A 19,974-nucleotide genomic window follows, 5' to 3' on the forward strand; every position below is an offset into this window, starting at 1 on the left:
CGTGGGTAGCTGTAAGCCTGCGCAAGGCGCAGTAGGATGGCAGGCAAGAGGAACCGCCCATGACGCCATTCAGCCAACTGCAAGTGTTCAATGCCATGCATGCCTCGCCCCACGCCCGGTTGGAGCTGAGCGCGCACTTGGGCGACGGGCTGGCGGCGGCGTTGTGGAACAACCGCGACGATGCCCGTGACTACCAGGCACCCAGCCACCACACCCTGTCGTGCTATATCGCCGACGGCACCGGCACCTTCCGCCGCCAGCGCCCGGCCGACAAGGGTGCACCGAACAAGCTGTGCGTGATGCCGGCCGGGCAGGAATCGAACTGGGTGATCAATGGCGCGATCCGCCTGGCGCACCTGTACATAAGCGAGGCGCAGTTCGCCCTGGGCTGCGTGCGCCTGCTCGACCGCGAACCGCGTGAGCTGCAACTGCAGGAAGCGACCTTTCTCGACGACCCGCAGCAGGCCGCGCGCTTTCGCCAGCTGATCACCCTGGACTGGGACGAACCCGGCGAGCGCTTGCTGGCCAGCAGCCTGGCGCACGAAATCGTCGACCATGCATTGCTCAACCAGGTCGGCCTGCGCCAGGGCCTGCGTCTGAAAGGCGGGCTGGCACCGAACCTGCGCCGGCAAATGGTCGAATACATCGAAGCACACCTTGACCAACCCATCACCCTGGGTGAACTGGCCTTGCGCTGCAACCTGTCCGAATACCATTTCGCGCGCATGTTCCGCGCCAGCTTCGGCCTACCGCCGCACCAGTACCTGCTAGCCCGGCGCCTGCACCGGGCCTGCCAGTTGCTGCGGCTGGGGGGAATGCCGCTGGGGGAGATTGCCCTGCACTGCGGGTTTGCCAGCGCCAGCCATTTCAGCAACCGCTTCCGCCAGGCGATCGGTGCGACACCGGGCGAATACCGTTCGGCCATTGGCGGCTAAAGCCGTTCCACAGGGACCGCATTACCCTAAAGGGCTGCGCAGTACCTGTGGGAGCGGCTTCAGCCGCGAAGAGGCCGGCACAGGCTGGCCTAGAACTCGAAGGTGCTGGACAAGCTCACTTGCCGCGGATCGCCGATAGCCACGAAATACTGATTCACCGCCGAGCTGTAATAGACCTTGTCGAACAAGTTCTTGACGTTCAGCTGCAACAGCACCTTGTGCTCGTCGAGCCGGGTTTCATAGCTGGCGAAGGCATCGGCCACGGTATAGGAAGGCAGGTCGAAGCTGTTGCTCGAGTCACCCGCCCGCTCGCCCACGTACCGCGCCCCGGCCCCCATGCGCAAGCGGTCGCCGCCAAACAGGCTGCCGTAATCGTACACCGCCGACAGCGAACCGCTGTGCCGGGCCACGTTCTGCAGGCGGTTGCCCTTGAGTTCCGGGTCCTTGGTCACTTCAGCATCGGTGAACGCGTAGCTGCCGATCAGGCTCCAGCGCTCGCTCAGCTGCCCGGTCAGGTCCAGTTCGACACCCCGCGAACCGACTTCACCGGCATTGCTGTACAGCGTCTCGCCCGTGCGCTGGTCGAGGCTGGAAACCAGCACGTTGCGCTTGGTGATGTCGAACAGCGCCAGGGTACCGGTGAGGCGCCCCGGCATATCGAGCTTGGCCCCCAGTTCCCACGACTTGCCCTCCTCCGGCGCCACCGAACCGTCCAGCACCACGTTGCCGACCAGCGGCGCAATGGTCGAGTTGGGCTTGAACGATTCGCTGTAGCTGGCATAGAACGACAGCTGCTCATCGAGCTTGTACACCACGCCCGCATGCGGTACCCAGGTCTGGCCGTTGCTGTCGGTGTTGACCTGGAACGGGCGCCCGCGGCCAGCGTACTGGTCGTATTGCTGGAAGCGCGCACCGGCCACCAGGATCCAGTGCTCATCCAGGTGCAGCGCGTCCTGTGCGAACAGCGCATCGGTGCGCAGCTTGTCGGTCTGGTCGCTTTCCTTGGCACCGACCGTGGTGCCTTCCACTTCCTGACCATAGACCGGGTTGACATAGCTGAAGGTCGATCGGGCTTTCTGCCGGATCAGGTCACCGCGGAAGATCTTGCGGTCCTCATGGTCGACGCCGAACAGCAGGTCGTTCTGCAGCCCGGCCAGTTGCACAGTGCCGGCCAGGCTCAGGGTGGCGAACTGGTCCCGGCTCATGGCGTCGTGCGTGCCGTCGATGCTGCGCGACAGCGTGCCGCTTTTCTCAATGACCTTGGTCACCCGCACCTGGCTGGCATCGTAGGTTTCACGGTTGAAGCTGTAGCCAAAGTGCAGCTTCCAGTCATCGGCCAGCTGGTGATCGAGTTCCAGGCGGTACAGGTCGGAACGTCCTTCCATGTCGTTGAATGGCTCATCCAGGCGCCGCGTGGCCGGGATGTCCAGCGGGTGGCCATTGTTGCCGAACGCCGTGCCCCGATCGAACGGCGAGAGAAACTCGCGATGCTCATAGGCCAGTACCACCTGGGTGTCCTCACCCAGCCAGGCCAGCGACGGCGCCACCAGCGATTCGCGGCGCACACCGTAGTTGCGCCAGTAGTCCTCGTCCTCGTGGTCGACGATCAAACGGTAGGCGAAATTGCTGTCGCCCAGCGCGCCGGTGCTGTCAAAGCCGCCGCCGCTGCCATTCTTGCCACTGCCGTAGGTCGAGCCGCGCACGTTCAGGGCGTTGTACTGCTGCAGCTGCGGCCGCTTGCTGACCACATTGATCACCCCGCCCGGGTCCTGGATGCCATATAGCAGCGACGCCGGGCCCTTGAGCACTTCGACCCGCTCGGTGCTGGCATTGAGGTTGCGGCCCTGTACCACCGGCATGCCGTCGCGCATGATCGAACCATCGCGGTTATCACCGAAACCACGCTTCATCACCGTGTCGGCGGTGCCGCCGAAGTTGTTGCCTTGGGTGATGCCGCTGACGTTGGCCAGGGCGTCGTCGAGGTTGCGCGGGGCCTGGTCGCGAATGACCTGGGCCGGCACCACGTTGATCGCCTGGGGAATGTCCTGGCTCGGGCCTTGCCCGCGCATGATCGAGGCGCTGGCGGGGGGCTGGTAGCTGTAGTCGTCCAGTTCCGAGCTTATCGTGGTCGCCTGCAGGTTGAGGGCGCCGGAAGTGTCCAGCGCTTCCAGGGTGAAGGTGCGTGCGTCGACGCGACGCCAGGCCAACCCGCTGCTGCCCAGCAGTTGCTGCAGGGCCTGCTCGGCGCTGTACCGGCCGTTCAGCGCCGGGGCCTGCACGCCTGCCAGCTCCTGGGTGTAGACCACGCCCTGGCCAGTGGTGCGACTGAAGGCGTTGAGCGCCTGGGCCAGCGGTTGCGCCGGCTGGGCGAAGGCGTACGCTTGCTGTTGTTCGACGGCGCCAGCCAGTGGAGCGAAAACGAGGGCCGGCAGCGCGGACAGGCCGAGCAAGAGAGGGACGCAACGCGGGGTGAACTTCATGGACGCTGACCTGTGAGAGGGTTATGACTGCGAATGAATCGCACTTCCACTCATTACACGGATGTCACGTCCTGTTACCTCACCCGCTAGCTGAAAATATTTTTTTCCTATGCCGGCGACTATCGGATGACCGTCAACCGCCCTAGTACGGTCTGCTGCGAAAAGCCCATCACCTTGCCCAGCGAATCCAGCGCCAGCAACGGCTCTGCCACAGGGAAACTGCCACTGACCTTGCGCTGCCCCAGTTGCTCGTCGAGCAACAGGATGCGCCCCGGGTAATAGCGCCCCAGGTCTTCAAGTACCTGCGCCAGCGGGACCTGGTAGTAGTTCAGCCAACCCTGGCGCCAGGCCAGGCGGTTGTCGCTGTCCACCGTCCCAAGGTCGCCCAGCCGGCCTGCAACGTAGGCCACCTGCTGGTTGGCCGTCAGTTCGCGCCTTGCAGCGCCTGGTGCCGGGCTTACTGCTACCCGCCCGCTACGCACCGTGACCTGGGCGCCTTCGCCCTGCTCACGTACTTCGAACTGCGTGCCGAGCACCCGCACCTCGCCACCTGCTGCTTCGACCAGGAACGGTTCGCCGGTATGCGTGACCTGGAAGAACGCCGCGCCATGCAGTAACCGCACGCGGCGCTCGCCTCGGACAAAATCGACTGCAATCGCGCTCTGCACATCCAGCGTCACTTGCGTCTGGTCGGCCAGAATCACCTGGCGCACCTGCCCGGCGCTGCTGTAGTCGGCCTGCAGGTCCTGCAACCACAGGCCGGGTTGCCACCCCCCGGCGATGCCCACGGCCAGTACCAGGCAGGCCGCCAGCGCCAGTGCCGCGAACCGCTGCCGCCACGGGGACCGGGCCGCTGGCTGGGCCATGGCGTCAAGATAACGCTGCAAGCCTTGCTGTTCTTCGCCAGCCAGGCGCGCTGCAGCGCTGCCGCTGGCCTGCCACAGCGCCTGCGCCTGGGCGTAGGCTGCGCGGTGCGCGGGGTCGCTCAGCAGCCAGCGCTTGAACGCGGCGCCCTCGGCTTGCGCGGGCTGCTCGTTGATGCGGCTGAGCCATTGCAGTGCAGCCTGGGACTGCGCCTCGGTAATCTGCGGTAGACGGCTCATCGGCGGGCACTCCCTGGCCGGCGTGGAATGGACGCGGGCTCGGCCACACTCGCCTTGCACGCCTCGAGGGCGCGCATCATATGCTTTTCCACAGCACTCCGGGACAGTTGCATGGCCGTGGCGATCTCGCCGTACTTGCAGCCGTGAATGCGATTGAGCAGGAAGATCTGCCGGGTACGCTCGGGCAAGGCGCGCAGGGCAGCTTCGATGCGCTGCAGGTCGTGGTCGACCTGCACGGCGTGCTCCGGCGCCTGGGCTTCATCTGCCGACAACGCCGCTTCGACCACACGTTCGCGGCTGCCTTCACTGCGCAAGTGGTCGATCGCCAGGTTGCCAGCGCAGCGCAGCAGGTAGGTATCCAACGCCTCGACCTTGACCTCGGGGCGGCGCCAGAAACGCAGGAACAGCTCCTGGACCAGGTCCGATGCCGTGGCCCGGCAACCGACCCGACGGCTGACCAATGCCTCCATGCGCGCCCGCTGGGCCTGGAACACTTCGACAAAACGCGCACGCCCGCCGCCGTTGTCGGTGTCCGGCTCGAACATGTTGCCCTGTTCGCTCATCGGGTCACCCGGCGTACACCACAAGCAACGGCCCCAGCACCACGCTGGCGGCGGCCAGGCCCAGCAGCAGCCGGGGCAGGTATGGCAGGCCGAATACCCACACGGTCGCCCCGGCCATCAGTACCGCGCCCCATTGCACCAGGCCATGAGCCCAGCCAAGCAGGTGCACGCTGAGTACAAGCGAAGCCAGCAGCAGCAACCAGCCGGTGCTACGCAACAGACGCAGCTGGCCTGGGCGCGGCTTGCGCTCGAGCAAGTCGGTGAAGTGTTTCTGCATGGCCAGACACAAGGCAACCAAGCCTGCGAATGTGATCAGTGCGATACCCGCCATCAGCTTGCCCCCGCCGTTTCGACAGGTGGCATTCTGGTTGCTCGCCGGGCGTTTCTGGCAGCCGCCCTGGGCTTACGCGACAGCTTGCCGGCAAGCCAGGCGAGGAACAGGCCGGTCGCCAGCGCCGTCAGGTCGAAGCCGGCCATAGCCCAGTCCCCTGCTGGCAACGAATGGTTCAACCCCTGGCCGGTGGTCAGGGCATTGAGCAGCGGCAGCAGGGCAAAGGCCAGCGTGCCCAAGGCCAGTTGCTCGGCCCATGCCCGGCGCCCTCTGCGCAGCATGGCGTGCACCAGTGCCAGCCCCCAGGCGATGAAGAATACGTTGACCTCCCAGTCGGCCCGGCCTTGCACCCCTAGCGGGATCAGACGGTTGGCCCAGAAGAAACCGGCAACGGCCAGCAGCAGTCCGCTCATGCTGGCGATGTTGAGTACCTCGACCAGGCGCAGCTCGCCCGGCAGGCGTTCGTTCCCAGCATGCTTGAGCTGACGCTTGCCCAGCCACATCACCAGCCCGGTGCCGATCACCGCGGTACCCGCCATGCCAAAGAAGAAATACAGCCAGCGCAGCCAGGGCCCAGCGAAATTGCCCATGTGCAGGCCGGCAAAGCTGAACGCGGTCATCATCACCCCACTCTCCGGCTTGCCCTGGCTCAGCAGCGCACCCGTGGCGCCATCGAATGTCCAGTTGGCGCTGCGCCGATAGGCGACGTGGTCGGCCGACGATTGGGTGAAGGTTACGCGGGCATTGCGGTCGCCCGGGCTTTGCACCTGGATATCGCCAATATGCGCGCCCGGTTGCAGCTCCTGTACCCTGGCGTACAGGCCTGCCAACGGCACCAGCGGCGCGGCGACATGGGCTGCCGGAGGCGCATCGTTGCGGCCGAACAGGTCGTTGAAGTACTTGCCGCTGTCCTTGCCGTAGCTGGCCATGATGCCCGCCGGCATGACCATGTACATGAACAGCACCAGGCTGCTGTAGCTGATCATCAGGTGGAACGGCAGCACCAACACGCCGATGGCGTTGTGCCCATCCAGCCAGGAGCGCTGGCCCTTGCCGGGGCGGAAGGTAAAGAATTCCTTGAAGAATTTCTTGTGGGTGATGATGCCGGTCACCAGCCCCAGCAACATGATGAATGCACAGAACGTCGACAGCCAGCGGCCATAGGGATGCGGCATCTGCAGCTGGAAATGGAAGCGGTAGAAGAATTCGCCACCGCGGCTGTCGCGTGCCTGCAGCGGCTCGCCGGTCTGGGTATCGAGGGTCTGGCTGACAAAGCCACGTGGCCCGCCATTGGTGTCGCGATAGCCCACATTCAAGCCCGCCTCACGTGCGTTGGGCATGCGGATGAACCAGGTTCCCGAATGACCTGCGTTGTCCAGCAGGTAACGCTGGGCCACCTCCAGAGCATGGGTCGGGTCCAGTGCCTGACTTCGCACTTCCGGCCTGGACCAGTGGGTGATCTCTTCCTTGAAGTACGACAGCGTGCCGGTGAGGAAGATGGCGAACAACAGCCAGCCGAAGATCAGGCCGGTCCAGGTGTGCAGCCAGGCCATGGCCTGACGAAAGCCTTCTTTCATGCGCTTGTCATCCAGTAAGCCAAGCCGCTGATCACGCCCAGCAGCACAGTGGGCGCCAGCACACCCAACCAGGCACGCAGAGCACTGCGGCAGGCGAAGCACCAGATGAACGCCAACAGGTAGAAGACGAATGACAGCAACAGGCCTGTGAGTGTGGCATCGACCTGCGGCAATGGCACTACCAGAGCAATGCAGACACTGGCCATTGACGCCAGCAGGTAGCCGCCCAGCAAGGCGGCCAGGCTGCGTGAAGTCACGGCCAGGCGATAGCTGAGCGGGAGGCTGGCGATTTTACGCGTCATGGCGAACGGTCGGGCGTTATCGGGCATTCAATAATAATGATTTCAATTCTCATAAGCAAAGGCTGAGCACCGTGTGGTCAGCTGTGGCCCTGTATGCAACAAAAAATTTATTTTCAAAAAGGGCTTGAATTCGTTTCGCCGTTGCCTGACCTTAGAGTCAAGAGGCGCAGAAATTCCAAGGGTCTCAAGGGCCTAGGCGCGTCTCCATGCGAGCAAGCTGAATAAGGATTGAATCATGCAAATCCAGGTCAACAGCAGCAACCATTTCGAAGGCAACGCCCGGCTCGATCAGTGGGTCCGCAGCACTCTGCAGAACTCGCTGGAACGTTACGAAGACGACCTCACCCGCATCGAGGTCCACCTGCGCGACGAGAACGGCGCCAAGCCCGGTCCGCATGACAAACGCTGCCAGATGGAGGCTCGCCCCAAAGGCCATCAACCGATTTCCGTGACCCACACTGCCACTTCGCTGGACCAGGCAGTCGATGGTGCCGCCACCAAACTGAACCACGCGCTGGAACACTTCTACGGCAAGCTGCGCAGCAAGCGCGGCGCCCTGGAACTGAATGACCCGGACGCCTGATCGGTAATGCAAGCTACGCCCGGCCTCGTGCCGGGCGTTTTCATTGGTGTCGATCAATGGCACTGAACCAACTGCCGAAGGCGTCGGTCAACCCCTGCAGTCATTCATTGCAGAAGCACGACCATGAACAACCCATTCGAACGAATCAGTGCTGCATTCGCCCACGAATACCGGGTCAACCTGAGCATCGCCAACCTTGACGGCAGCATCATGCTGACCCTGTCCGACGACAGCGGCGTGGTCGCCAAGCGCCTCATCACCCAGGCCCAGCGCAATGACCCGGTGCGCCTGCAACGGGTGATCGACAGTATCCGCCTGGGCTTGGCCATCGAACACCAGCAGAACCCCTTGCAGGTGCTGGCCGCGCTGACCCGTGACGCTCAGCGGGAGCCGCGGCATTTCATGGCCAACTGAGGGCTACTTGCCCTCCTCCACTTCCTTGCCATTGGCGTCCAGCGCCTTGGTCGAGGGGTAGCGGTACGAGGCATAGCGCACCACCAGGATCGAGAACGCCAGCAACAGGATGCCACCGCACAGGTACAGCAGCCCTGCGTCCGGCGCCTTGTGGTGCGAGACATCGCCGATCAGCAGGCGAGTCAGCGCAGTGATGGCTACGTACAGCAGGAAGCGGATCGGCATGTGGTTGGTCTTGAAGTAGATCCCGACCATCGCCCCCAGCTCCAGGTAGATGAACAGCAGCAGGATGTCATCGACGCTGACCCCGCCCTTGCCGAGCATGTCCAGGAACGTCATCACCGCCGCATAGGCGGTAATCGCGCCAATGCCGAACAGCGCCAGGTAATGGAATGCCTCGACGCACAGGTTGCCCAGCGAGTCGGCCGAGCCGTGCAGGCCCTTGCGCAGCTTTTCTGCCCATTTGATGTTCACGATGTTCCATTCCCCGATACGTCTTGAAGGATGATGCGCCACCGGTGTGACGCTTGTGCCATGCAGTTAAAGGGCCAGGCCCTTGCCTTGGAAGGCGACCGATTGCCGCAAGGCACGCGCGCACGGGCAGAAGAATCGGCTTGCACGGTAGTGGCAAATGCCATTACTGTATATGGATACAGTAGATCGTAACGTAACCAGCAAAAAGGCACAGAGGTGATGAATGGCCGTCGAAGTGGTATACCGCAGCAGCCGCGACCCGGAGCGCTTGTTCATGGATAAGGCCGAAGCAGACCGTCACGACAAGATGCTCGAACTGGCCGAGCGCCTGGCCGAAGTGCTGCACAAGGCCGTGCCCTCGCTGACCGAGCAGCAGGTCGAGGAAGCCGGCATCTACATGGCCAGAAACCGCGATGTGTTCGCCCGGGCGTTCAAGAGCCAGCCGGATGCGTTGGCCGAATTGCTCGAGGCGCCAGCAGCCGAGCAATAGCTGCGCTGGCCTTTGTAGGAGCGGCCGTCAGCCGTAGAGCAGCCGTTCCGCCAGCATCTGCGCCACCCGCGCCGGCGAGCGTTTCTCCGCCTGCGCATGGCCAAACACTTCGGTCAGCCGCGTGGGGATGCGCGCCAGGTGCGCGGTGATGGTACCCAGGTTCTCGCCACGATGGGTAAGCGCCACATAGATCAACCCACCGGCGTTGATCACATAGTCAGGCGCATACAAAATCCCGCGCGATTCCAGCTGGTCGGCCACCTGCAAGGTGGTCAACTGGTTGTTCGCCGCCCCCGCCACCGCCGCGCAACGCAGTTGCATCACGCTCTGTCCGTTCAGCACCGGCCCCACGCCGCAGGGCGCGAAGATGTCGCAAGGGGTGCTGATCAATGCGTCGTTGGTGACCGGCTTGGCATCGAATTGCTCGACCGCCAGCCGCACCCGCCCTGGGTCCAGGTCGCTCACCAGCAAGTCGGCCCCCGCCGCATGCAGTTGCTCGGCCAGCGCATAACCGACATTGCCCAACCCTTGCACCGCAACCCGTAACCCTTGCAGGTCATCACTGCCAAGCCGAAACGACGTGGTCGCCCGAATACCAGCGAACACCCCCATCGCCGCATGCGGGGATGGATCGCCGCAGGCCGTGGTGCTGGTCACATGGGGAGTACTCTGGGCAATGCAGTCCATGTCCAGGGTCGAGGTGCCGCTGTCCACGGCAATGATGAAGCGCCCTTGCAACGTATCGACGAAGCGGCCAAAGGCCTCGAACAGTGCCGCGCGGTTTTCCACATGCGGGTTGCGCATGATCACCGCCTTGCCGCCGCCCAGCGGCAGGCCGGCCAGCGCAGCCTTGTAACTCATGCCCTGGGCCAGGCGAATGGCGTCGGTCATGGCGCTTTCGTCGTCGGCATACGGCAGGTAGCGGCAGCCGCCCATGGCCGGCCCCAATTGTTCACTGTGGATCGCCACCACGGCCTTGAGGCCGGTGGGCGGGTCGGTGAACAGGTGCAGCGACTGGGTACGGGTGCTTTGCATCAGTGCGAACATCGACTGGCTCCCCTGAGAGGTGCTCATTCCAGTATAGGCTTGGCCCTTGAGCCGACGCCGCCGCCGGACCACTGGACGAAACCACCCGCCGCGGCTAATACTCAAGCGTGTGTGGAGAAGCCCCATGAAGCCACGTCAAGCCTGCCTGGCCTGCCTGGAACGCGAGCCCGTCGCCCTGCTGGAAGCCGCATTGTGGATTGCCGCCGAGCATGACCGCAGCGTCGAGCCTGCGGCCAGCCTTGCCTTACTGCATGACTTGCAACGCGCGATCAGTGCCAACCTGCCGATGCTGCCGCTGTGCGAGCTGGCCCAGCCACTCCTGCGCCAGCTCAATGCCCTGGGCTTCCAGCAAGATGAGTATCACCCCCTGCGCCCACATGCCGCGCTGATGGACAAGGTGCTGCAGCGCCGTCGCGGCCAACCACTGGCCCTGGCCATCCTCGCCCTGGAACTGGCCCGGCGCCTGTCCATCCCGCTTGAGGGCGTGGGCTTCCCCGGCCACTTCCTGCTGCGCGTGCCGGGAGCCGACCACCTCCTCGATCCCTGCGGCGGCCGACGCCTCTACCCCAACGATTGCCGCGAACTGCTGGCACGTCAGTTCGGCGCGCAGGTAGCACTGACTGCCGAGCACATGCGCAGTGCCAGCCCCGCGCAGATATTGCAGCGCCTGTCACGCAACCTGCGCCAGTTGCATATCAGCAATGACGACCACCTGGCGGCACTGATCGATGCCGAACGGGTCATGCAACTGGGGCCGGCGCAAGTCGGCGACTATGTGACTCGTGCCTCGCTCTACCAGCATCTGGATTGCCCGCAGGCCGAGCGCTTCGACCTGGAACATGCCTTGCTACTGACGGAAGACCCGGTCCAGCGCCTGAAGCTGTCCGAACGTATCGGCAAGCTTCCGGCGGCGAACCGGTCCATTCACTGAGCCGGGCAGTCCGGCTGCCGGGAAGGGTGTGCCTTGGCGAACGCCGGGTGGCCGGCGGCCAGGGCGGCAACCCGCAGGATGCGCGGGAAGCCGTCGAGCTCGATGTTGAACCGTTCGGCCGCATACAACTGCGGGATCAGGTAGACATCCGCCAGGCCTGGCTCATCGCCGAAACAGAAGCCGTGGTCGCCGATCAGTTGTTCCACCGCTGCCAGCCCTTGGCTGATCCAGTGGCCAATCCACTGGTTGACCTGGGTCTCGTCGTGCCCGGCCTGGCGCAGCCGGTTGAGCACGCTGACATTGTGCAACGGATGGATGTCGCAGCCGATGATCGCTGCCACACCACGCACCTTGGCGCGCGCCTGCGGCGTGGCAGGCAGCAGCGCGGGCTGTGGATAAACCTCTTCCAGGTACTCGATGATCGCCGGTGACTGCACCAGCAGCTCACCGCCGTCAGTGCGCAAGGCTGGCACACGGCCCTGCGGGTTGACGGCGACATAGGCAGCACCGCGTTGCTCACCCTGCAGCAGGTTGACCGGCAGGGACTGGTAGGCCAGCCCCTTCAACGCCAGGGCAATGCGTACCCGATAGGACGAGGTGGAACGGTAATAGGTGTACAGCTCCATGCCCTGCCTCCTCAGTTGGCCGCGACGACCGTGCCGCGGCACTCGCCGAAGCCGATGCTGGCCACGCCATCACGCACGCAACGGCCACGCAGGATGATTTCGTCGCCGTCCTCGAGGAACTTGCGTACCTCGCCACTGGCCAGTTCCACCGGATGTTTGCCGCCTTCGGTGATCTCCAGCAGGCTGCCGAACGAACCGGGCGTGGCGCCCGACAGCGTGCCCGAACCGAACAGGTCGCCCGGCTGCAGCTGGCAGCCATTGACGCTGTGGTGCGCCACCAGCTGCGCCACGGTCCAGTACATGCTGCGGGTATTGCTCAGGGTCAGGCGATGCGGGGCCATGCCCTGCTCGCGCATGCGCTCGGTCAGCAGCAGCACTTCGAGTTCGATATCGAATGCACCGGCGGCCTGGTCGCGCTTGTCCAGCAGGTACGACAGTGGCTGCGGGTCGCCTTGTGGGCGTGGCGGCTGGGCGCAACGGAAGGGTTCCAGCGCTTCGGCAGTGACTACCCACGGTGAGATGCTGGTAACGAAACTTTTCGACAGGAACGGGCCCAGCGGCTGGTATTCCCAGGCCTGGATATCCCGCGCCGACCAGTCGTTGAGCAGGCACAGGCCGGCCACGTGCTCGGCGGCATCGCCAATCGGGATCGCCTGGCCCATGTCATTGCCCTGGCCGATCCAGATGCCCAGTTCCAGCTCGTAGTCCAGGCGCGCACAGGGGCCGAAGCTCGGTTCGCTGTGCCCGGCCGGCAGGGTCTGGCCCTTGGGGCGGCGCACGTCGGTGCCGGACGGGCGAATGGTCGAGGCGCGGCCGTGATAACCGATCGGCACGTACTTGTAGTTGGGCAGCAGCGGATTGTCGGGGCGGAACAGCTTGCCGACGTTCTTGGCGTGTTCGATGCCCACGTAGAAGTCGGTGTAGTCACCGATCTGCGCCGGGACATGCAATTGGCAGGCGCCGGCCGGATACAACGCAGGCTGCAGCGCCGCCTGGTGCTCGCTGTGCTCGCCCAGCAGCACCAGCAGGCGCTCGCGCAGGGCCACGCGCGCGCCGCGGCCGAGGGCGAAGAATGCGTTCAGAGCGCCACCGCGGGTGGCCTCGACAGCGGCCTTGGCGGCGCCGTCGAACAGGCCGGCAGCCAGCACCGCCTCAAGGTCGAGGATCGCATCGCCAATGGCCACGCCACAGCGCCTGGCTTCACCGGGCCGGCTGAAAATGCCCAACGGCAGGTTCTGCAGCGGGAAGTCGCTGTGCCCGTTGGCGTGCTCCACCCAGCTACGGGCAATGGCGGTCTGGTTCATCGGTTATCTCCGGTTCGGGTTGAAGGTGCTCGGCAGGGTGGCCCAGCAACTATCGTAGTCGGCCTGCAATTGCGGGCATTCGAGGGCCTGCACGCTCGGGCGCAGCACTTGGCTGGTCTCGAACATGAAGGCCATGGTGTTGTCGATCTTGTGCGGCGCCAGGTCGGCGGCAATGGCCTTTTCACAGGTTTCGGCATCGGGACCGTGGGCGCTCATCACCCCGTGCAGCGAGGCACCGCCCGGCAGGAAACCTTCGGCCTTGGCGTCGTAGGCACCGTTGATCAAGCCCATGAACTCGTTCATCAGGTTGCGGTGGAACCATGGTGGACGGAAGGTGTTCTCGGCCACCATCCAGCGTGGCGGGAAGATCACGAAGTCCATGTTGGCCATGCCGTGCACGCTGGTCGGCGAAGTCAACACAGTGAAGATCGACGGGTCCGGGTGGTCGAAGCTGACCGTGCCGATGGTGTTGAAGCGCCGCAGGTCGTACTTGTATGGCACGTTGCTGCCGTGCCAGGCGACCACGTCCAGCGGCGAGTGCTGCAGTTCGCAGGCCCAGTGCTCGCCCAGGAACTTCTGCACCAGCTGCACCGGGCCTGCGGCCTCTTCGTAATGCGCCACCGGGGTGAGGAAGTCGCGCGGGTTGGCCAGGCCGTTGCTGCCGATCGGGCCCAGGTCCGGAATACGCAGCGGTGCGCCGTGGTTTTCGGCAATGTAGCCACGCGCCTGGGCGTCGAGCAGCTCGACGCGGAACTTCATGCCGCGCGGGATCACCGCGATTTCCAGCGGTTCGACCTGCATGACCCCCAGTTCGGTGGCGATGCGCAGGCGGCCCTGTTCCGGCACCAGCAGCAGCTCACCGTCGGCGTTGAAGAACACCCGTTCCATCGAGCGGTTGGCGCGGTAGATGTAGATGCTGACGCCGGCCGGCTTGTCTGCTGCCGAGTTGGCCACCATGGGTAGCCAGCCGTCGATGAAGTCGGTCGGTTCGCTGGGGATCGACTGGGGGTTCCAGCGCAGGCGGTTAGGGGTGATGGCCCCCAGCGGGCCGCTCAGCGGCTGGCGCGCCAGGCGCTCGAAACGCGGATGTAGCGCAGACGGGCGAATGCGGTATAGCCAGGTGCGGCGCAGCTCGCTGCGGGCCATGGTGAACGCCGTGCCCGAGAGCAGCTCGGCATACAGCCCGTAAGGGGCCTTTTGCGGCGAGTTCTGCCCGACCGGCAGGGCACCTGGCAGGGCTTCGCTGGCAAACTCGTTGCCAAAGCCGCTGAGGTAGTGAAGGTCGGGTAACGTATCGCGATTCATCGATGCCTCCGGGCTCTGGCCGAGCCGTTGCTGGCAGCTGGCCGCCGGTCCCGATCGGGTTGGCAGCACGTCTGCATTGTTTTTATCGTAATCAGATTACGAATAACGTAATTTGCTACGAACAAGTCGTCAAGCTATAAAGGCGCGACGCGAAGAATCCGGAAACAGATGTCCATGGCCAAAGCCAGTTCCCCCGCCGACAACGGCAAGCAGAAAGTCCGCTCGGCAGAGGTTGGTACCGACATTCTCAAGGCCCTTGCGGAACTCTCCCCCTCCACCTCGCTGTCGCGCCTGGCAGAGCATGTGCAGATGCCGGCGAGCAAGGTGCACCGTTACCTGCAGGCCCTGATTGCCAGCGGCTTTGCCGAGCAGGATGCAGCCACCAACCATTACGCCTTGGGGCGCGAGGCCCTGCGGGTGGGGCTGGCGGCGCTGGGCAGCATTGATGTGCTCAAGGTTGCCGCGTTGCCGCTGTCGCAACTGCGCGATGAACTGAACGAGAGCTGCTTCATTGCTGTATGGGGCAACCAGGGCGCGACCGTGGTTAGCATCGAGCCGGCAGTACGCGCGGTTACCGTGGTCACCCAGATCGGTTCGGTATTGCCGCTGCTCACCTCATCCACCGGGTTGGTGTTCGCCGCCTACCTGCCCGAGCGCGAAACCGTGGAATTGCGGGACCAGGAACTGGCTGCGCTGCAGCACAGTGCCGCCGATTACCAGGCAGTCCTGGCCGGCATCCGCGAACGTGGCCTGCATCATGTGCACGGGCTGCTGATGCCGGGCGTGGATGCGCTGTCGGCCCCGGTGTTCAATGCCATGGGGCAGATCGCGGCGGTGATGACCGTGGTCGGGCCAACCTCGATCTTCCATGCCGACGAGCACGGCCCGGCGGCGCAAAGGCTGCTGGCGGCAGCACGGGAAACCAGCTGGCGCATGGGCTATACGCCTGCGGCACTATTGCCCGATGCGTAAAGGTGAATGTCATAAGCCGCTATTTTTCCCACAGGATCAAGCGCTTATTCTTAACTCACTGGCCGGCATGAAGGGCTCTCCCCCCCCGCCTTTCAGGCCTGCGAGGTTCACCGACGTAGATTTTGAAGCTCCTTGATCTGACGTCTCGATTGGCCGCTGCAGCTTGCAGCGGCCTTTTTTATCTGCCCTGAGAATAATCTTCACCTGTGCCCGCGAAGAGGCCGGCACAGCCAGCGAAGGTTTCAGCCCAACGGGTATTTCTGCAGGTTGGCCATCATCTGCTGCAAGGCCTGCAAGCTGTCCTGCGGGTGCACCGCCCCTTCGAAGTCGCCGATGCGTGCCCAGTTCTCCGCCACCTGCTCCGGGGTAAAGCCTTCACGCGGATCGAAACCCACGCCCAGGCTACGCTCCCACCGCACCTTGCCCACCCAGCCGCCGCCCACTTCGAACAGGTCCCCGCTGCCCTGGCACTGCTCGCTGCCCAGGTACACCACCAGCGGGCTGACCAGTTCGGGCTTGAGCCGCTCGAACACCTGGGGCGGGACCAGCCCCTCGGTCATGCGCGTGCCACCGGTAGGTGCGATGGCGTTGACCAGGATGCCGTGCTTGCGCCCCTCGATCGCCAGGGTGCGGGTCAATCCGTACAGGCCCAGCTTGGCCATGCCATAGTTGGCCTGGCCAAAGTTGCCGTAGATACCGGACGTGGACGCGGTGAAGATCACTCGCCCCCAGTTCTGCTCGCGCAGGTGCGGCCAGGCGGCGCGGGTGACCTTGTAGGCCCCTTCGACATGCACCTGGTAGACCTGCTCCCAGTCGCTGTCTTCCATCTTGTGAAAGGTCTTGTCACGCAGGATACCTGCGTTGTTCACCAGCACATCGACCCTGCCGAAGCTGTCCAGGGCCTGCTCGACGATACGTGCGCCATCGCTGACCGAGTCATGGCTGGCAATGGCGCTACCGCCAGCGGCGCGGATCTCCTCGACAACCCGGTCAGCGGCGCAGGCGCTGGCACCTTCACCATGGGTGGAACCACCAAGGTCGTTGACTACCACCCGGGCGCCACGCGCAGCGAACAGCAACGCATGGGCACGGCCCAGGCCGCCGCCGGCTCCGGTGACGATCACCACGCGATCTTGCAGACGGACAGGCTCGCTCATGCTCATGGCTCCAGGCAGGTTCAGGTCCGCCGAGTGTCCGCCGCCGAAGGCGAACGGACAATCAAGCGCCTGCCGGCTGAATGCCTGACAATAACGCAACGCGATGGTCGAAAGGCCTGGTCAGGACCAGGCCATCTTCTGCGGGTAATTGCGCAGCGGTCGTTCGCGAAACACGAGGTAATGGCGTAGCACCTGGACCGGCGCCTCGGTATGCGGATAGTGGCCGATGCCTTGCAACTGAACGGTGTCCGGCGCTGGTACCAGTTGCCGATAGCGCTCGACCATATGCGCGCCGGACAGCGGGTCGACCATGCCAGTGATCAAGCGCAGCGGCACGCCTTCGCGTTGCATCGCGCCAACCCAGCGGTCGCGGTACAACCTGCGCTCCGGCATGTAACCAACCAGTTTGTGCAGCACGCGCGTGCCATGGTTGGCGGTGATCAGGCTCCAGAAATCATCCAGTACACTTTCACTGGGATGGGTGCAAGGGCCATAGACCTGGATAAGGTTGCGCACCAGGTCGTCGCGCCCGAACGAGCGCCCTACCAGCCAGCCCACACGGCTGAGCAGCAGTTTCTGGATCAGCAGCATGCGGCAACTTTCCGGAAACAGCCCGCTGTTGAGGAACACGCAGCTGGCGATGCGGGCGCGCTGTTCGTAATGCCGCGCCAGCAGTTCCTGGGCCACGCTGCCACCGTAGTCGTGGGCCAGCAGGTGCACCGGCTGGTCGACCTGCAGTTCGGCGAGCAAGGCCTGCTGCAGGTCGGCCTGCTCCATCAGGCTGTAGACATGATCGACCGGTTTGGCCGAATCGCCAAAGCCGAGCATGTCGCAGGCGATTACCCGGAAGCGTTGGGCCAAAGGCCCCCACAAGTAATGCCAATCCCAGCTGGCGGTGGGGAAACCGTGCAACAGCAGCAGGGGCTCTCCTTGCCCTGCGGTCCAGTAGCGGATGCTCTGGCCCCGGAAGGTGAAACCCTGTCCCCGGGTACGCCAGACGCACAATGGAATTTCGGCCATGGGCATCAGAAAGGTCCCGGTGAAGTGGTGTTGGCTGAACAAGGCAAGGCTGTGCTCATAGCATGTCACCTCGGCACTTACATGTGCTCTCTGAGTCGAGGCTGAGTCTAGCCAGCAGCCCAGGGCCTTGAACTTGCATTGCCAGCCAGCTTGATGACTGAGCGAGTCAGTGGCACGAACGGTCAGAGCAGCATGGCCAGCAGCGGCGCCGCGAACAGGTTCAGCAGGCCGGTCAGGACCATTACCAGGCCCGCCACCGAACCCTCCTCGCGACCCACCTCGTGCGCACGGCTGACCCCTGCACCATGAGCACCGACACCAAACAGCGCCCCACGTGCCAGCGGCGTACGCAACGGCAACCAGCGCAGCAGAACGCCGCCGAACATGGCCCCGAGCACGCCGGTGAACATCACGAATACCGCAGTCAGCTCCGGTACGCCACCGAGGTCATGCGCCAGCGGCATGGCAAAAGGCGTGGTGATCGAGCGCGGCACCAACGACAGGCTGGTCGCACTGTCCAGCGCGAGCAGATGAGCCAGCCCCCAGGAACTGGCGATCGAGGCACTGCTGCCGGCAACCATGCCCACCATCAGTGCCGGCCAGTGGCGCGCGAGCATGGCCCGCTGCTGCCAGATCGGCACCGCGAAGGCCACGGTCACCGGGCCGAGCACACTCATCAGCCAATGGGTATTGCGGGCATATTCGGCATAGGCGGTGTGCAGCGGCACCGCCACCGCCAGCAGCAGGACCGGCACCAGGATCAGCGGCGACAGCAGGTAGCGGCCACTGCGCCGGTACAACCAGCGGCTGCCCAGATAGGCCAGCAGGGTCAGGGCGAGCCAGAACAGCGGCATGGGTTCAAGGCTCATGGCGCAACCTCCAGCGGCACACCAGCTCCACGGTCAATGCGGTCACCACCATCACCATCAAAGTGCTCACGGCAATCACCAACAAGATGCGCCAGCCTTCGTCACGGATCAGGGCGCCGTAATCGAGCAGGCTCATCAACGCCGGAATGAAAAACAGCAGCATTTCGGCCATCAGCCAGCCTGCTCCCAATTGCAGCATGGCCGGCTTGAGCACACCTGAAGCGAACAGCAACAGCAGCAATGCCAGGCCCATCACACCGCCCGGTATCGGCCAGCCCAGCCAGGCGGCAAGCTGGCCGCCGAACAGGAACAGGGAACAAAGGATCGCCAGCTCGATTAGCAGGCGCAGGGCTTTTTTCAATAACGCGGGTTTCATGGGGGGAGTCCTCGACAGGCCCTCATTTTAAGATTCGGCTGCCTAGGCCAGAAGCGAATTGTTAGACTACAAGCCATTCCAGAATGGAATTGCGACCATGGAATTCAAACAGCTGCGCAGCTTTATCGAAGTCGTCCATCGCGGTGGTTTCACCCAGGCGGCGCAAACCCTGCACATCAGCCAGTCGGCCGTGAGCAAGCAAGTTGCCCAGCTGGAGCAAGATCTGGGCCAGCCATTACTGGAGCGCCAGGCTTCACAACTGCACCTGACGGCGGCCGGGCGCATCGTGCTCGAGCGTGGCGAAGCCTTGCTGCGCCAACGCCAGGCATTGCTGGGCGAACTGGACGACCTCAGCCAGATGGGCCGCGGCGAACTGCGCCTGGGCTTGCCGATGCTGGGCAGCGACGCGCTGTTTGCCGGGTTGTTCGCCGAGTATCGGCGTCGTCACCCGAACATCGCCATCCAACTGCTCGAGGGCGGTAGCCGCAGTGTCGAGCAGGCAGTCAGAAGTGGCGAGCTGGAGCTGGGCGGCAGCCTGACACCTGCTGACGAGGCGTTCGACTACCAGCCTTTCTGCAATGAGCCACTGGATGCCCTGCTGCCGGCCGGCCACGCACTGGCGGGCCAGGACGGAGTAGACCTGCAGCAGTTGGCCGACACGCCGTTTCTGCTTTACCAGCGCAGCTTCGTGCTCAATGACCGGTTGCTGAAGGCGTGCCAGCAACAAGGCTTCACCCCCAAGGAAGGCGGTCGCAGTGGCCAGGCAGACTTCCTTGCCGCGCTGGTGGCGGCGGGCCAGGGTGTGGTCCTGCTGCCCCGTGTGGTGGCAAAAGCGCTGCAACGCCCTGGGGTAGTGCGTTTGCCGCTACGCTCGCCGCAGGATCTGCGCTGGGACATCGCCTTCATCTGGCGCCGCGGGGCGTACCTGTCACGGGCAGCGCAGGCGTGGTTGGCATTGGTGAACGAGCGGTCAGCGCTCGACCGCCAGCAATGAGTGGCCCTTGCTGGCCGCTTCGCGAGTAAAACCACCCTCACAGCCACCGCACGGTTTTCACCGGCTGTGACGGTTCTGCGGGAGCGGGTTCACCCGCGAAAAGGCCGGTACAGGCGACAGC

At 64.3% G+C, this 19,974-nt stretch carries 22 protein-coding genes; 7 read left to right on the forward strand and 15 right to left on the reverse strand.

Annotation, left to right across the window (positions count from 1 at the left end; all coding sequences use genetic code 11):
- Window positions 1–59: 59 nt before the first annotated feature.
- Window positions 60–935: a helix-turn-helix transcriptional regulator gene (locus tag HU763_RS20465; protein WP_186685409.1), complete on the forward strand. Its 876-nt coding sequence runs from the start codon at window positions 60–62 to the stop codon at window positions 933–935.
- 89 nt (window positions 936–1,024) lie between these two features.
- Here the strand turns inward: HU763_RS20465 and HU763_RS20470 are convergent, their stop codons facing one another.
- From HU763_RS20470 to HU763_RS20495, 6 genes are all read right to left on the reverse strand, one after another.
- On the reverse strand, window positions 1,025–3,415 hold the full coding sequence (locus tag HU763_RS20470; RefSeq protein WP_186685411.1) for a TonB-dependent siderophore receptor: 2,391 nt from the start codon (window positions 3,413–3,415) through the stop codon (window positions 1,025–1,027).
- A 119-nt stretch (window positions 3,416–3,534) separates the two neighbouring features.
- A complete protein-coding gene (locus HU763_RS20475; RefSeq protein WP_186685413.1) occupies window positions 3,535–4,518 on the reverse strand; it encodes a FecR family protein in 984 nt (327 codons plus the stop codon).
- A complete protein-coding gene (locus HU763_RS20480; protein ID WP_420831061.1) occupies window positions 4,515–5,063 on the reverse strand; it encodes an RNA polymerase sigma factor in 549 nt (182 codons plus the stop codon). Before HU763_RS20480 ends, HU763_RS20475 begins: the two co-directional genes overlap by 4 nt.
- A 22-nt stretch (window positions 5,064–5,085) precedes the next feature.
- Window positions 5,086–5,412, reverse strand: coding sequence for a DUF3325 domain-containing protein (locus tag HU763_RS20485; protein ID WP_186685417.1), 327 nt, complete (start codon window positions 5,410–5,412; stop codon window positions 5,086–5,088).
- Window positions 5,412–6,989, reverse strand: a complete 1,578-nt coding sequence (locus tag HU763_RS20490; RefSeq protein ID WP_186685419.1) for a PepSY-associated TM helix domain-containing protein — start codon at window positions 6,987–6,989, stop codon at window positions 5,412–5,414. The genes HU763_RS20485 and HU763_RS20490 overlap by 1 nt, the downstream gene beginning before the upstream one ends.
- Window positions 6,986–7,291 (reverse strand): DUF3649 domain-containing protein, encoded by a 306-nt coding sequence (locus HU763_RS20495; protein ID WP_186685421.1) that lies wholly within the window; start codon window positions 7,289–7,291, stop codon window positions 6,986–6,988. Before HU763_RS20495 ends, HU763_RS20490 begins: the two co-directional genes overlap by 4 nt.
- A 235-nt stretch (window positions 7,292–7,526) precedes the next feature.
- On the opposite strand from HU763_RS20495, the gene HU763_RS20500 reads away from it, so the two are divergent.
- Both HU763_RS20500 and HU763_RS20505 read left to right on the forward strand, forming a co-directional pair.
- Window positions 7,527–7,874: an HPF/RaiA family ribosome-associated protein gene (locus tag HU763_RS20500; RefSeq protein ID WP_170032556.1), complete on the forward strand. Its 348-nt coding sequence runs from the start codon at window positions 7,527–7,529 to the stop codon at window positions 7,872–7,874.
- A gap of 123 nt (window positions 7,875–7,997) precedes the next feature.
- A complete protein-coding gene (locus HU763_RS20505; RefSeq protein WP_186685423.1) occupies window positions 7,998–8,288 on the forward strand; it encodes a DUF3509 domain-containing protein in 291 nt (96 codons plus the stop codon).
- A 3-nt stretch (window positions 8,289–8,291) separates the two neighbouring features.
- Here the strand turns inward: HU763_RS20505 and HU763_RS20510 are convergent, their stop codons facing one another.
- Window positions 8,292–8,762 carry a phosphate-starvation-inducible protein PsiE gene (locus tag HU763_RS20510; RefSeq protein WP_170032560.1) on the reverse strand — a complete coding sequence of 157 codons (471 nt, stop codon included), beginning with the start codon at window positions 8,760–8,762 and terminating at the stop codon, window positions 8,292–8,294.
- 223 nt (window positions 8,763–8,985) lie between these two features.
- On the opposite strand from HU763_RS20510, the gene HU763_RS20515 reads away from it, so the two are divergent.
- Window positions 8,986–9,252, forward strand: coding sequence for a YebG family protein (locus tag HU763_RS20515; protein ID WP_186685425.1), 267 nt, complete (start codon window positions 8,986–8,988; stop codon window positions 9,250–9,252).
- 27 nt (window positions 9,253–9,279) lie between these two features.
- Here the strand turns inward: HU763_RS20515 and HU763_RS20520 are convergent, their stop codons facing one another.
- Window positions 9,280–10,299 carry a Leu/Phe/Val dehydrogenase gene (locus HU763_RS20520; protein WP_186685427.1) on the reverse strand — a complete coding sequence of 340 codons (1,020 nt, stop codon included), beginning with the start codon at window positions 10,297–10,299 and terminating at the stop codon, window positions 9,280–9,282.
- Window positions 10,300–10,423: 124 nt separating this feature from the next.
- On the opposite strand from HU763_RS20520, the gene HU763_RS20525 reads away from it, so the two are divergent.
- The gene (locus tag HU763_RS20525) at window positions 10,424–11,230 is read left to right on the forward strand and encodes a SirB1 family protein (protein WP_186685429.1); all 807 of its coding nucleotides are present in this window, start codon (window positions 10,424–10,426) and stop codon (window positions 11,228–11,230) included.
- Here HU763_RS20525 and maiA read toward each other — a convergent pair.
- The 3 genes from maiA to hmgA are packed head-to-tail and all read right to left on the reverse strand — an operon-like array spanning window position 11,224 to window position 14,465.
- Window positions 11,224–11,856 carry a maleylacetoacetate isomerase gene (maiA, locus tag HU763_RS20530; RefSeq protein ID WP_186685431.1) on the reverse strand — a complete coding sequence of 211 codons (633 nt, stop codon included), beginning with the start codon at window positions 11,854–11,856 and terminating at the stop codon, window positions 11,224–11,226. The two genes, HU763_RS20525 and maiA, sit on opposite strands and share 7 nt — an antisense overlap.
- 11 nt (window positions 11,857–11,867) lie before the next feature.
- Complete coding sequence (gene fahA / locus HU763_RS20535; RefSeq protein ID WP_186685433.1) at window positions 11,868–13,160, reverse strand: fumarylacetoacetase; 1,293 nt, start codon at window positions 13,158–13,160, stop codon at window positions 11,868–11,870.
- A gap of 3 nt (window positions 13,161–13,163) precedes the next feature.
- Window positions 13,164–14,465 (reverse strand): homogentisate 1,2-dioxygenase, encoded by a 1,302-nt coding sequence (gene hmgA, locus HU763_RS20540; RefSeq protein ID WP_186685435.1) that lies wholly within the window; start codon window positions 14,463–14,465, stop codon window positions 13,164–13,166.
- 174 nt (window positions 14,466–14,639) lie between these two features.
- Between hmgA and HU763_RS20545 the strand changes: the two genes are divergently transcribed.
- Window positions 14,640–15,437, forward strand: a complete 798-nt coding sequence (locus HU763_RS20545) for an IclR family transcriptional regulator (RefSeq protein ID WP_186685437.1) — start codon at window positions 14,640–14,642, stop codon at window positions 15,435–15,437.
- A 242-nt stretch (window positions 15,438–15,679) separates the two neighbouring features.
- Here the strand turns inward: HU763_RS20545 and HU763_RS20550 are convergent, their stop codons facing one another.
- From HU763_RS20550 to HU763_RS20565, 4 genes are all read right to left on the reverse strand, one after another.
- A complete protein-coding gene (locus HU763_RS20550) occupies window positions 15,680–16,594 on the reverse strand; it encodes an SDR family oxidoreductase (RefSeq protein WP_186685439.1) in 915 nt (304 codons plus the stop codon).
- Window positions 16,595–16,714: 120 nt separating this feature from the next.
- Entirely contained in the window at window positions 16,715–17,620 is a 906-nt protein-coding gene (locus tag HU763_RS20555; protein ID WP_186685441.1) for an alpha/beta fold hydrolase, read from the reverse strand.
- Between the two features lie 176 nt (window positions 17,621–17,796).
- The gene (locus tag HU763_RS20560) at window positions 17,797–18,483 is read right to left on the reverse strand and encodes an LrgB family protein (RefSeq protein WP_186685443.1); all 687 of its coding nucleotides are present in this window, start codon (window positions 18,481–18,483) and stop codon (window positions 17,797–17,799) included.
- On the reverse strand, window positions 18,473–18,859 hold the full coding sequence (locus HU763_RS20565) for a CidA/LrgA family protein (RefSeq protein WP_186685445.1): 387 nt from the start codon (window positions 18,857–18,859) through the stop codon (window positions 18,473–18,475). The genes HU763_RS20560 and HU763_RS20565 overlap by 11 nt, the downstream gene beginning before the upstream one ends.
- A gap of 97 nt (window positions 18,860–18,956) precedes the next feature.
- Between HU763_RS20565 and HU763_RS20570 the strand changes: the two genes are divergently transcribed.
- A complete protein-coding gene (locus HU763_RS20570; protein ID WP_186685446.1) occupies window positions 18,957–19,853 on the forward strand; it encodes a LysR family transcriptional regulator in 897 nt (298 codons plus the stop codon).
- Window positions 19,854–19,974 lie beyond the last annotated feature (121 nt).

This window comes from Pseudomonas anuradhapurensis, assembly GCF_014269225.2.
GTDB lineage: Bacteria > Pseudomonadota > Gammaproteobacteria > Pseudomonadales > Pseudomonadaceae > Aquipseudomonas > Aquipseudomonas anuradhapurensis.